The sequence below is a fragment of the Rhizobiaceae bacterium genome (genome assembly GCA_023953845.1).
Taxonomy (GTDB): Bacteria; Pseudomonadota; Alphaproteobacteria; order Rhizobiales; family Rhizobiaceae; genus Arvimicrobium.
In genome coordinates this window covers 3,266,824-3,279,295 of sequence record JAMLJC010000001.1, presented here as the reverse complement: position 1 = coordinate 3,279,295, position 12,472 = coordinate 3,266,824, and the positions used below count along the sequence as shown (strand labels likewise).

Sequence of the window (12,472 nt, the reverse complement as noted above, 5' to 3'; positions counted from 1 at the left end):
ACGCGACGAGGCCACCTCATCGCCCCGATCGCCAAAACAGCTTGCATCTCTTTTAGTTTATTGTTTACAATTTACGAGACTAGAAATCGGACCCACATATGTCAAGACGCAGGCATTCACGTTTGGGAGGCGGCCTGCCGCTTGGCGTGGAGGATCGCGAGCAGGCGCTCTTTCGCGCTTTCGACATGCTCGACGATGATCGAATCGGCAGTTGCGGCATCGCCGCTGCGGATCGCATCGAGAAGGCGCGCATGGTCGCGATCCCAGCTGTCGAGATAGTCGGCGGGCAGCGCGTCGCGCAGCATCAGGAACATCATCAACTGCGAGCGCAGCGTCTCCCAGGCGCGATAGAGGCGCCGGCTTCGGGCGGCGTGAAAGATCGCGTCGTGGAACTCTATGTCGAGTTCTGCCACGCGGCGCCTGTCGATCTCGGCCCGGGGCATCGCGCGGAAACGATCGAGCACGGCCTCGATGCGGGCGAAGTCGCCGACCTCAGCCTTGCGGCCGGCGTGCTCCACGGCAAGGCGCTCGAGCGCCAGCCGAAGACTGTAGATGTCGGCCACATCGTCCTCGGACACCTCCCCGACGGTCGCGCCGCGATGCGGCTCATGGACGACCAGCCCTTCCTGCTGAAGGCGGAAAATGGCCTGCCGCACCGGTCCGCGGCTGACCTTGAGCGAGGCCGCCAGATCCTCTTCGATGAGGCGGGAGCCCGGCCGGATCTTGCCCGAGAGGATCGCGCCGCGGATCGCGTCGACGACGTCGTCCGTCAGGACGCGGCGCGGTGCGGGCGAAAGGTCGAAAGCGTCGTCGTTCATCGCTCACTGATTACAATCAACCGAAAACAATCGCCAGCCCGGTGCGGCGGACAGCGCGGAGAGGGTTTATGCGCATTCTGAAAGTCAACACATACGCTCCCGACACGCCGCTCTATCAGGCGTTCGGGCAAGACGTGACGTTCGACATCCACCGGTCGGGTGCGGAGGCTTCGCCGCCGCCGACCATCGAGCAGTGCCGGATGGCCGACGCAGTGATCAATTGCGCGGCCACGCTGCCCATCGGCGTGCCCGCCGAGGCATTCGAGCGCTGCAGGATCGTCGTGCGCGAAGGCGTGGGCTACGACACGATCAATCTTGCCGAGTGGAACGCCCGCAACGTGCCGGTCTGTAACGTGCCGGACTACGGCACGACCGAGGTGGCGGATCATGCGCTGGCGCTTCTGCTCGCCATCGCGCGCGGCACATCGAGCTATCAGGAGGCGGTGCGCGACCATGCCGACCGCTGGAACTACGCTTCGGCGCCGCGCGTCCGGCGGCTCCGCGGCCAGATTTTTGCCGTGCTCGGCCTCGGCCGCATCGGGCTGGCGACGGCACGCCGCGCCTCCGCTTTCGACATGAAGGTGATTTTCTACGATCCTTACCTGCCGAACGGCGCGGAACTGGCCGCCGGCTACGAGCGCGTGCGTCATCTCGACGAGGTCATGGCGCGAGCCGACATACTGTCGGTGCATACCCCGCTGAACGATGAAACGCGCGGCATGGTTGGTGGGGGCCTGCTGGCGAAGGCGAGACCCGACCTCATCGTCATCAACACGGCGCGGGGACCGATCGTCGATCTCGATGCTCTGACGGAAGCGCTGAAGGCGGGCCGGATCGCGGCTGCCGGCCTCGACGTGCTGCCCAGGGAGCCGGCCGATTCCGACCACCCATTGATCAAAGCCTATCGCAGCCGCGAAGACTGGACCGACGGCAAGCTGGTGCTCAGCCCGCACGCCGCCTTCTATAGCCCTTCGGCGCTCGAAGACATGCAGCGCAAGGCGATCGAGGTGATCGTCACCTATCTGCGCGAGGGCGTGTTGATGAACTGCGTCAACAGGGAGTTCATCGATCTGAAGGCAAGGGCGGCCTGAGACGGCGAAACCGGAGCGCGGCTCAGGAAGCCTCGCGCCCGGTGCCGAGCCGGCGTTCCCAGCCTTCCGCATGGACGTTCAGATAGGCATAAGGATCGTAGGGATGCGCCTTGATCGCGTCTATGTTGAGGTCGATGCCGAGACCGGGAGCATCGGGCAAGGACAGGTGCCCGTTGTCCGGGTTGACGGTCGGATGCCATGTGACCAGATCGCGTGTCCATGGATCGTTGAAGGCGTCAAAATGCTCCTGGATGAGGAAGTTCGGGACAGCGGCGGCAAGCTGGAGGCAGACGGCGGTGGCGACCGGGCCGCCGCTCTGGTGCGGCGCGATCACGCTGCCATGACCGAAGGCGATCGCCGCCACCTGCATGGTCGGCGCGATGCCGCCGAGCGACATGGGCTCGGGCTGGAAGATGTTGACTCCGCCGCCCTCAGCCAGCGCATAGAACTGGCCGACCGTGTCATACATCTCGCCGGTCGCGACGGGGATCGGCGAGCGTAGCGCCATCTCGTGCACCGTTTCCTGCCGGTCGCGGGAGGTCGGCTCCTCCCACCAGTAGATGTCGAGATCCGCGAATTTTTGCGCTGCCTGCAACGCGGCAATGCCGGTGAAGCGGGCGTGAACGTCGATCAGGATGCGCGTATCTGCCGGCAGCCGGTCACGCAGCATTCGGCAGATGTCGTAGGAGAGATCCAGTTCCTCTCTGGAGATGAAACTCTGCGCGGTGCCGAACGGATCGAGCTTGAAGGCCTTGAAGCCTTTCGCCATCACCGCCTGCGCGGCCTCCAGAAAGGCCTCCGGCGTGCGCTCGGTGCGGTACCATCCATTGGCGTAGCCGAGCACGCTGTCGCGCATACGGCCGCCGAGAAGCTGGTGGATCGGCACGCCGAGGCTCTTGCCGAGAATGTCCCAGCACGCAACCTCGATCGCGGCGATGACGGTGCGGTGGATATGGCCGCCATCCAGCGAAACGCTGTCCAGCAAGCGTTTTGCGAGCTCGCTGATGCGGCGGGGGTCCTGACCGATGGCAAGATGCTTCAGTTCATGCACGCCGGCCTCGGTCGTGCGGATGAAGCCGTTGAGCGTGCCCTCGCCTATGCCATGAATGCCCTTGTCAGTGACGACCTTGACGAACAGCCAGTTCTTCCAGCCGGCGCCGACGGCGTAGGTCTCGATATCGACGATCTTCATGCTGCAACCTTCACCAGGGAACCGATCCTCTCGATCATCGCATCGAGCGAGATGCCGTAGCGCGCCTGAAGCGTCGGGACCGAACCGCATTCAATGAAGCGGTCCGGCAGGCCGATGCGCGTCAACGGCCGCGCCTGCCCGGCGTCGAACAGCGCCTCCGCTACCAGCGTCGCCAGCCCACCGGAAACGACGTGGTTTTCCGCCGTGACGAGATGATCGACCCCGGCGGCAAAGTTCACCACAGCCTCGGCATCAAAAGGCTTGATCGTCGGCACATGCAGCACGCCGACCGAAATGCCGCGCTTGCCGAGCACGGCCGCAGCATCAAGTGCACGCTCGGTCATGAGGCCGGTGGAGACGATGCCGACATGCGTGCCGTCGCGCAGATGACGCGCCCTGCCGATCTCGAATTTATAGTCGGCAGGCAATACGGCCGGAACCTGTCCGCGCAACAGGCGCATATAGACTGATCCCTTGTGTGCGGCGATGGCCTCGGTCGCGGCCTCGATCTCGACGGCGTCGCAAGGATCTATGACGACAAGATTGGGGATCATGCGCATCAGCGCCAGATCCTCGATGGCCTGATGCGTGCCGCCGTAGCCTGTCGTCAGGCCCGGCAGCCCCGCGACGATCTTCACGTCGACATCGGAATGCGCGCAGGCGATGGCTGCGAAATCATACGCGCGACGGGAAGCAAAGACGCCGTAGGTGGTGGCGAAAACCGTCTTGCCCGTCCGCGCCAGTCCGGCGGCGACGGCAATCAGGTTCTGCTCGGCCATGCCGACATTGAAGAAGCGATCCGGGAAGGCGTCGCGGAACGGATGGATGTCGGTATATTTGCCAAGGTCGGCGGTGAGGCCGACGATAGAGGGGTCGTCCTTCGCGACGCGCGCCAGCGCCTTGCCGAAGGGCGCATCGACCATGGCGCGCGCGCCGTCGCTTGCCTCGTCTTCCCCCATGGCGAGGGTTCGGCCGGTCATGTTCGCGGCGCTCATGCGGCAGGCTCCAGGCTCTTCTCGAATTCGGCGATGATGCCGTCCCACTGGCCGACATCGACGCGGAAGAAATGCGACTTCTCGCTGGTCTCGATGCGGCGCACGCCCTTGCCCGGCAAGGTTCGCATGACGATTGCGTGCGGCTTTCCGCCTTTTGTCCGCGCCGCCTTCAGCGCCACGACGACGGCCTCCATGTCGTTGCCATCGATCTCCTGCGTCGACCAGCCGAACGCCGTCCATTTGCCGGCCACCGGCTCCATGTCGAGCACGACCGGGCCGTCCGCCTGGATGCCGTTGCAATCGATGAGGGCCACCAGATTGTCGAGCCCGAAATGCCCGGCCGACATGGCGGCTTCCCACGTCGAACCTTCCTGCATCTCGCCGTCCGACAATTCCACGAAGACGCGCGCGCCAGAACCGTCAAGGCGAAGGCCGAGCGCCTGACCGACGCCCTGTCCGAGACCGTGACCAAGGGAACCGCCGATCATTTCGACGCCGGGTGTCGTGTCGAGCGTGGACATTTCCAGCCGGCTGTCGTCGGCGCCATAGGTTGGCAGTTCCTCGACCGGCAGTACGCCCGCTTCGGCAAACGCGGCCCAGAGCGCGATGGAATAATGGCCGGTGGAGAGAAGGAAACGGTCCCGCTCCCGCCATGTCACATTGGCGGGATCGTAGCGCAACTCGTGAAAGTAGAGCGCAGCCAGCGCGTCCGCCATGCCAAGGCCCTGGCCGATATAGCCCTGCCCCTGCCCGCGCGCCATCGTCAGCATGTGGCGGCGCAGATTCGTGGCGCGGCGCTTCAGTTCGCCGATGTCGGCGCTTTCGGGCGGAGAGTTGCGCAGCATGTTCAGTCCTTGTCGAGCCCGCCGGACATGTTGAGCCGTTCGGCGGTCATGTAGGGCGGCGCGTCGAGGCAGAGCCATACGACGGCCTGCGCGATCTCGGCAATCTCGGCGCGGCGGCCGAGCGGGACGCGTTTGGTGCGCTCATCCAGAAACGCCTGCAGATCGCTACGGCCGTTGACCCGCGCCAGATCGGCCTCGGTCGAGCGCTGCATTTCCGTATCCATCATGCCCGGGGCGAGGCTGTTCACGAGAACGCCGTATGGCGCGAGCGCCACGGCGGCTGCGCGGGTGATGGAATCGACGCCCGCCTTGCTCGCCGTGTAGGCGGTGTAATCCGGGAGCGCCATGCGGGACCCAGGCGAGGTGATGTTGACGATGCGGCCGGAGCGCTGGTCGCGCATGATGCGGCCCGCTGCCTTGCAGGCTATGGCGAGCGCCGTGACGTTAAGCGCCAGCGTTCGCGTCCAGGCCTCGTAGGTCGCGTCGAGGAATGGCTCGATGACGCCGTAGCCGGCATTGTTGACCAGTATGTCGATACCGCCCCAGCGGACGACGACGCGGTCGACCGCCGCCTCCGGCGCGCCCTTCGCCGTGAGGTCGGACGCGATCTGCTCGACCTCCGCGCCATGCTCCGATAGAAGCTTCGCAGTGCCGGTGAGCCCTTCTGCATTGATGTCGCAGATCGCCAAGGCGCAGCCTCGCGCGGCAAGCTGAACCGCGATCTCACGGCCCAGTCCGCCCGCGGCCCCCGTCACAAGAGCGCGCGGCCGACTTCCGACACCTGCAGCCAAACTTTCCTCCCAAGGCAAGCGACTCTTTTTTGATACCGGTACCATTTTCGAGTGTCAATCGTCCGTCGATCGCGCACATCCCACGCCGATCCTCTACGCGGCTGTTGATCGGCGCCGCGAGGCGGGTAATCTAGCGGCGAAGCCAGCATAGCGGGGCGGGGTTGTCGGCGGCGCCGGTTCCTTTGCGCTTCACATGCTCAAACCTTGCGCCGCAAGCTCAATTCTGCTTTCAGCCGGGCTGCGACCCGACCGGCGACGCGACGAGAACACCAGAATGCTCCAGACACATTCGCTGCTCGACCTGTTCCCGCGCCGGACACTCGGCCGCGAGGGAGGCCCGCTCTACCGGCAACTGGCCGACATATTGCGGCGACCGATCGTCGAGGGCGTCCTTCCCGCAGGCGAGGAACTGCCCAAGGAAGCGAGCATCGCCGAGCATTTCGGCGTCAGCCTGATCACCGTCCGTCACGCATTGCGCGATCTCGAAGGCGACGGGCTCATCCGCAAACGCTCGGCGAAGCCGGCAATCGTGATGCCGCGCGGTGCGGACGGCGGACCGACCTGGCACATGGCGAACTTCACCGACATCGCGGCCTACGCCAAGGACGCCTCGCTGAAGCTGCTTTCATATCGCCGCGAGGGATCGCCGCTCATCCAGCAATATCTGGGCGGACGCAAAGGGGAAACCGGCTACTGCCTGCGCTCCGTTCTGCTCGCGGGCGACGAGAAGAAGGCCTACATCAACACCTACTTTCCGACCGAGATCGGCGAGCGCCTGCATCGGCGCGATTTCACCGACGTGCTGATCTTCGAGACCGTACAGCGGAAGCTTGGACTGCGGCTCGCCGTGGCGCATATGACAGTGCGAGCCGAGATCGCCGACGAAGAAGCCGCCGAAATTCTCGACGTGGAACCGGGCAGCGCGCTCCTCACCGTCGCCATGCTCTATCAGGCGGCCGACGGACGCTATGTGGAGCTTTCGGTCGCCCGGCATCCGGCGGACCGATTCGCCATCACCTACGATGCGCCGAACGATCTGGAATAGGTCCGTCAGACGGTCGAACGGGACTCGACCGGCTTATAAAATTATAATAGCATCACAATATTCGCGACAAACTCTGGCGGACTGACACGCTCAGACTGCGTATCCGTTTGACAGCGAAATTTGGTACCGGTAACATCATCGCTGCCTGTGCTGCGGGAGGAGACCTTCAGCAGGCGATCGAGGGAGGAGAATATGCGATTGAAACGTCTCGCATACGGACTCGCCGCGCTCGGCGTCGCCGTCGCGGGCTTGGCCGGGCTCGCGCAGGCCCAGGACAAGAAGCCGTATGTCATATACCTGTCCAACAATTTCGTCGGCAATGACTGGCGCCAGCAGATGCAGCGGGTGGCCGAAGTTTCGGTCAAGAAGGGCCCGCTCGCCGGACGCGTCGACCTGCGCATCGAAAATGTCGAGAACACCGTCCAGGCCCAGATCAACTCGCTCAACAACATCATCAGGCAGAAGCCTGACGCCATTCTCGTCGACGCCGCCTCCGATTCGGCGCTCAACCCGACGCTGAAAAAGGCTTGCGACGACGGCATCGTCGTCATCAGCTTCGACCAGACGGTCACCGAGCCCTGCGCCTATGCGGTCGCATCCGACTGGAACCGCATCCCCGAGGTGATGGCCGAATGGATGGCCAAGCAGCTCGGCGGCAAGGGCAACGTGATCATCGACCGCGGCCTCGCGGGCGCGCCGATCTCGGCGCAACTGCAGGGCGGCTACGAGAAGGTGCTGGCAAACTACCCCGACATTAAGGTTGTCGGCCAGTACAATGGCGACTATGCGCTCGGGCCGGAACAGTCCGGCGTGGCCGCTTTGCTCGCGGCCAATCCGCAGGTGGACGGCATCCTGACGCAGGGCTACGGCTCCGGCGCCATCCAGGCGCTGAAGGACGCAGGCCGCCCGATCGTCCCGGTGGTCGGCTTCTCCTACAACGTCTCGGCGGTGACCTGTGCCCAGACCGAAGGAGCGAAGTGCATTCTCGGCTCCAATCCGGCCTATCTTTCCTCCGAGGCGATCAAGCTCGCGGTCGAAATACTCGACACCGGCAAGAAGCCGGAACAGCGCGAGATTCAGGTGAAGGGCGACTTCGTCACCACCGACCCGTTCGAGTCGGAGCTCTATCCGGGCACGAAGATGATCAAGATCGCCATCGGCGAGAACGCCTTCCCGGACCAGGCGCCCGGCCTTACCCTGCCGATAACGCCGGACTGGGTGGACATCACGGCGGCCGAAGCCGCCGGCACGAACTGAACATCTGTCGACAAGACGGACCCGCCGCCTCGTAATACGGGCGGCGGGCGCTTTTTACATTCATTCGGCATCGGCATGGACCTGATCGACGTCAAAGGCCTGAGCAAGCGGTTCGGCGGCATCGTCGCGCTGAGCGAGGCGACGTTTTCGGCTCGTGCCGGCGAAGTGCATGCGCTGCTCGGCGAGAACGGCGCCGGCAAGAGCACGTTCATCCAGATTCTGTCCGGCGCTCTGCGCTATGATACGGGAACGATTCACGTCGACGGCAAGGACTTTCGTCCGAACAATCCGGATGCCGCGCAGGCGCTGGGCATCGCGGCCGTATTCCAGGAGCTCTCGCTCATCCCCGACCTGACGGTCGAGGAGAACATCTGGTTCCGGCATGAGCCGCTGACCCTTATCGGCACCACCAACCGCAAGCGCATGCGCGCCAATACGCTCGCATTGTTCGAACGCTACCGGTTCCCGGCAATCCGGCCCGATCGCGAGTTGCGGCACCTGACGCTGGCCGAAAGGCAGATCGTGGAGATCGCCAAAGCGCTCGCGAAGGACCCGCGCATTCTGATCCTCGACGAGGCGACGTCCGCCCTCCCCGCGCTCGAGGCCGAATGGCTGCTGAAACTCAGCCGCCAGATCGCCGAGGAAGGCCGGCTGGCGATCTTCATTTCACACCGCATGGGCGAAGTTCGCGCTGTCGCCGACCGCCTGACGATTTTCCGCAACGGCCGCACCGTCGCGGCTCATGACGCCAATGCCGTCTCCGACGACCAGATCGTGACCGAAATGATCGGACGCCAGCTCGACAGGCTCTATCCCGTCCGCGTGCCGACCCGCACCGAGCGGCTCGCGCTCGAGGTCGACGCACTGTCGAGCGGGCGGCGGCTGCGCGATGCGACGTTCTCGCTGCATGAGGGCGAAGTGCTGGGCGTCGGGGGATTGCAAGGGCATGGCCAGCGCGAGCTTTTCCAGGCGTTGTTCGGCGCGGCGCCGTCGAACGGCGCGATCAAACTCTGGGAAAAACCGGCAGCGCTCGCCAATCCGCGGCGCGCGCTGACCGGCCGGGACGGTATCGCGCTGGTGCCGGAAGACAGGCGCGGCCAGGGGTTGCTGCTGTCCAAGAGCGTGCGCGAGAATTTGACGCTCTCCGTCATCCGCCGCTTTTCGAAGGGCGGCCTGCTCGACAGGGATCGTGAAGCGGCTCTGGTGCGGGAGATGGTCGATTTCCTGCGCATCAAGGCGAGCACGCCGGAGCAAGCGGTCGGAACGCTTTCGGGCGGCAACCAGCAGAAGGTCGTTTTCGGCAAGATGCTGCTGACGGAAGCCCGCGTCCTCCTGCTCTACGATCCGACGCGCGGCGTCGACGTCGGCACGAAGGGCGAAATCTTTCAGCTCATCCGGGACCTCGCCGCCAAGGGTTACGCGATCCTCTTCTATTCGAGCGACCTGCCGGAACTGGTGCATGTCGCAGACAGGGTGCTGGTGCTGCGCGAAGGCAGGATTGCCTCCACGCTCTCCGGCGATGCAATCACCGAGGAGGCCATCCTGAGCGCCGCGGTTCTGGACAGGGCGGCGTGATGTCCGGCGTGGTCACCGAAGCAGGGCAAAGCTCCACCGGCAAGAGTTTGCGCGATGCGCTGCTCGACCGGGCGCCGTTCCTCGTCGCCTGTCTGATGCTGGTGCTGATCGTCATCGTCTACGGAACGCGGCAGACGGGCGTGTTCACGCTGGACGAACTCAACCTCAACACCACGGCGGCGATGACGCTGATGCTCGCCGCAACCGGACAGACCATCGTCCTGCTGCGCGGCGGCATCGATCTTTCGATCGGAGGCATGATCAGCCTTGGCACGGTGATCGCGGCGACCCGCTTCGGCGACGATGCCGGCAGCGTGGTCCTGTGGTCCGGGCTGATCCTGCTGCTCGGCCTCGCCGTCGGCGTCGTCAACGGCCTGCTGATCTCTTTCTTCCGCCTGCAACCCTTTCTGGTGACGCTGGCGACATGGTCGATCCTCAACGGCGTCGCCATGATCATCCTGCCGAGCGACGGCGGCAAGGTTCCGGGCTGGTGGCTGGGCTTCGGCTACCTGCAGTTCCTCGGGCTTTCCAGCACGGTGTGGATGCTCATCGCGCTGCTCGTCTTCTGGCTCTGGTTCATGGCGACCCGGCTCGGCATCACGATCCGCGCCAACGGCTCAAATGAGAAATCCGCCTTCCTGTCCGGCGTATCGATCACCCGCATCAATGCCGCGACGTATGGGCTTTCCGGCCTGTTCGCGGCAGCGGCCGCCCTCTATCTGACGACGCAGACAGGCGCAGGCTCGCCCACCATCGGCCGCGACTATATCCTGCCGTCGGTCGCGGCGGCCGTCATCGGCGGCGTGAGCCTTTTCGGCGGGCGCGGACATCTCGCCGGGACGATCATCGGCGCGTACATCCTGACGCTGATCGGCAATCTGGTCTTCATCCTGCGCATTTCCAGTTACTGGCAGCCCGTAGCCTCGGGCGTCATCCTTCTCGTCGCCGTGCTGGCCAGCGCGATCGCCGAAAAAGCCGCGCGGAGGCAGACGGCATGAGCGGCTTCGTCGCGCGCAACCGTCTGATCCTGCTTGCTTATGCCGGCGTCGCCGTGCTGCTTCTGATCACGGCGCTTTTCTCCCCCGGCTTCCTCGCGCCGTCGAACCTGCGCTCCACGCTGGTTCTGGCAGCCTTCGTCGGGATCGTCGCCTTCGGCCAGACCTTCGTCATCATCGGCGGCGGCATCGACCTGTCGATCCCCTGGGTGCTGAACTGCGCAGCGTTGCTGTTGACCCTGATGGCGGGCGGGCAGGACGTCGCATTGATATGGGTGATCCCATTGTTGCTCGCCGGGGGCGCCGCAATCGGCTTCGTCAACGGCGCGGGCGTTGCGCTGTTCGGCGTGCCGCCGATCATCATGACGCTGGCCGTCAACGTCATCCTGCAAGGCCTGATCCTCGTCTACACAGGCGGCTCGCCGACGCCATCGACGCCGGCGCTCATCAAATATCTCGCCGTGGGCCGCGTCGGCCCGATCCCGGTGATCGTGCTCATCTGGGCGGCGCTTGCCTTGCTGGCGACCGTTCTCCTGTCGAAGTCCACCTTCGGCCGCCATGTCTATGCGCTCGGCACCAGCGCCACCGTAGCCGAATTCTCCGGCGTGCCGACGGCGCGCACGACCATCCTCACCTACATGATCTCCGGAGTCACGGCGGCGCTCGCGGGCATCCTGCTCACCGGCTATTCCGGCGTGGCCTATCTCGGCATGGGCGACGCCTATCTCTTCACGTCGGTGGCAGCGGTGGCCATCGGCGGGGCATCCATCCTCGGCGGCAGCGGCCACTATCTCGGAACAGTGGCCGGCGCATTGGTGCTGACGATCCTGACAGGGCTGCTGCCCGCGCTCAACCTCTCCAACGGAGCCCTGCTGGTCGTCTACGGCGCCGTCATCCTCGTCACCGTCTCGATCTCCAGCGAAACCTGGGGCGAGCTTTTCAGACATTTGCGCGCATCCGCACGATCCAGACAGGGAGAAACCAGTGGTTGACATCACCTGCGTCGTCGACGCCCGCGCCGAACTCGGCGAAGGCACGCTGTGGGACCCGAATGAGGGCGTGCTCTGGTGGATCGACATCTGGTCGAGGCTGATCCATCGCTACGACCCAGCGACCGGCGAGGACAGGACATGGGAAACGCCAGAGTATCTCGGCTGCCTCGGTCTGCGCGCCAAGGGTGGGCTGGTGCTCACCATGGCGAACGGCTTCCACTTCTTCGATCCGGAAACGGGCAGGTTCGAGGCGATAGCCGATCCAGAAAGCCATATGCCGGAGACCCGCTTCAACGACGGCAAGCCTGATCGGCAAGGCCGCTTCTGGTCGGGTACGATGTTCGAGGCGCCGGGACGTCCCATCGAGTTCGTCGGCTCGCTCTACCGGATGGATGCAGACCTCTCCGTGCATCGCATCATCGAGGGCGTCGGCTGTTCGAACGGTCTCGCCTGGAGCCCGGATTCGAAGACGATGTATTTTTCGGACAGTCATTCGGGCCGCGTCGACGCCTATGATTTCTATCCGGCGACGGGCGACGTCGAGAACCGGCGCACCTTCATCGACATGACCGTGACCGGAGGCGTGGCGGACGGCGCCACGGTCGATGCCGAGGGTTGCTACTGGGTGACGATCCCGGTCACATCAAAAGTCTGCCGATACGATCCCGATGGCAAGCTGATGCGGACCATCGTGCTGCCGACCGATCTTCCAACCTGCTGCGAGTTCGGCGGCAAGGACCTTGACATCCTCTACGTCACCACGGCGGTGCTGAAGCGCCCTGCCGAACATTTCGCCGGGCAGAAAAACCCCGGCGGCCTTTTCGCGATCGACGCGGGCGTGAAGGGGCTGACATTGCCGGCCTTCGCCGGTTGAGG

Annotated in this window: 12 protein-coding genes; 7 read left to right on the top strand and 5 right to left on the bottom strand. The window is 64.7% G+C overall.

The window, feature by feature from the left end; translation table 11 throughout:
- Positions 1–116 precede the first annotated feature (116 nt).
- Positions 117–818 carry a GntR family transcriptional regulator gene (locus M9955_15990; protein MCO5083143.1) on the bottom strand — a complete coding sequence of 234 codons (702 nt, stop codon included), beginning with the start codon at positions 816–818 and terminating at the stop codon, positions 117–119.
- 68 nt (positions 819–886) lie between these two features.
- Between M9955_15990 and M9955_15985 the strand changes: the two genes are divergently transcribed.
- Positions 887–1,909 (top strand): C-terminal binding protein, encoded by a 1,023-nt coding sequence (locus M9955_15985; GenBank protein MCO5083142.1) that lies wholly within the window; start codon positions 887–889, stop codon positions 1,907–1,909.
- A 22-nt stretch (positions 1,910–1,931) separates the two neighbouring features.
- On the opposite strand, the gene M9955_15980 is transcribed toward M9955_15985, so the two are convergent.
- Genes M9955_15980 through M9955_15965 form a run of 4 tightly spaced genes read right to left on the bottom strand, consistent with a single transcriptional unit; the run spans position 1,932 to position 5,732 of the window.
- Positions 1,932–3,101: a mandelate racemase/muconate lactonizing enzyme family protein gene (locus M9955_15980; GenBank protein ID MCO5083141.1), complete on the bottom strand. Its 1,170-nt coding sequence runs from the start codon at positions 3,099–3,101 to the stop codon at positions 1,932–1,934.
- On the bottom strand, positions 3,098–4,096 hold the full coding sequence (locus tag M9955_15975) for a transketolase family protein (protein MCO5083140.1): 999 nt from the start codon (positions 4,094–4,096) through the stop codon (positions 3,098–3,100). Before M9955_15975 ends, M9955_15980 begins: the two co-directional genes overlap by 4 nt.
- The gene (locus tag M9955_15970; GenBank protein MCO5083139.1) at positions 4,093–4,941 is read right to left on the bottom strand and encodes a transketolase; all 849 of its coding nucleotides are present in this window, start codon (positions 4,939–4,941) and stop codon (positions 4,093–4,095) included. The genes M9955_15975 and M9955_15970 overlap by 4 nt, the downstream gene beginning before the upstream one ends.
- A gap of 2 nt (positions 4,942–4,943) precedes the next feature.
- Positions 4,944–5,732, bottom strand: coding sequence for an SDR family oxidoreductase (locus M9955_15965; GenBank protein MCO5083138.1), 789 nt, complete (start codon positions 5,730–5,732; stop codon positions 4,944–4,946).
- Positions 5,733–6,006: 274 nt separating this feature from the next.
- On the opposite strand from M9955_15965, the gene M9955_15960 reads away from it, so the two are divergent.
- From M9955_15960 to M9955_15935, 6 genes are all read left to right on the top strand, one after another.
- Positions 6,007–6,777 carry a GntR family transcriptional regulator gene (locus M9955_15960; GenBank protein ID MCO5083137.1) on the top strand — a complete coding sequence of 257 codons (771 nt, stop codon included), beginning with the start codon at positions 6,007–6,009 and terminating at the stop codon, positions 6,775–6,777.
- Between the two features lie 192 nt (positions 6,778–6,969).
- A complete protein-coding gene (locus M9955_15955) occupies positions 6,970–8,034 on the top strand; it encodes a substrate-binding domain-containing protein (GenBank protein ID MCO5083136.1) in 1,065 nt (354 codons plus the stop codon).
- 75 nt (positions 8,035–8,109) lie between these two features.
- A complete protein-coding gene (locus M9955_15950; GenBank protein ID MCO5083135.1) occupies positions 8,110–9,609 on the top strand; it encodes a sugar ABC transporter ATP-binding protein in 1,500 nt (499 codons plus the stop codon).
- A complete protein-coding gene (locus M9955_15945) occupies positions 9,609–10,607 on the top strand; it encodes an ABC transporter permease (protein MCO5083134.1) in 999 nt (332 codons plus the stop codon). Before M9955_15950 ends, M9955_15945 begins: the two co-directional genes overlap by 1 nt.
- Positions 10,604–11,596 (top strand): ABC transporter permease, encoded by a 993-nt coding sequence (locus M9955_15940; protein ID MCO5083133.1) that lies wholly within the window; start codon positions 10,604–10,606, stop codon positions 11,594–11,596. Before M9955_15945 ends, M9955_15940 begins: the two co-directional genes overlap by 4 nt.
- The gene (locus tag M9955_15935; protein ID MCO5083132.1) at positions 11,589–12,470 is read left to right on the top strand and encodes an SMP-30/gluconolactonase/LRE family protein; all 882 of its coding nucleotides are present in this window, start codon (positions 11,589–11,591) and stop codon (positions 12,468–12,470) included. The genes M9955_15940 and M9955_15935 overlap by 8 nt, the downstream gene beginning before the upstream one ends.
- Positions 12,471–12,472 lie beyond the last annotated feature (2 nt).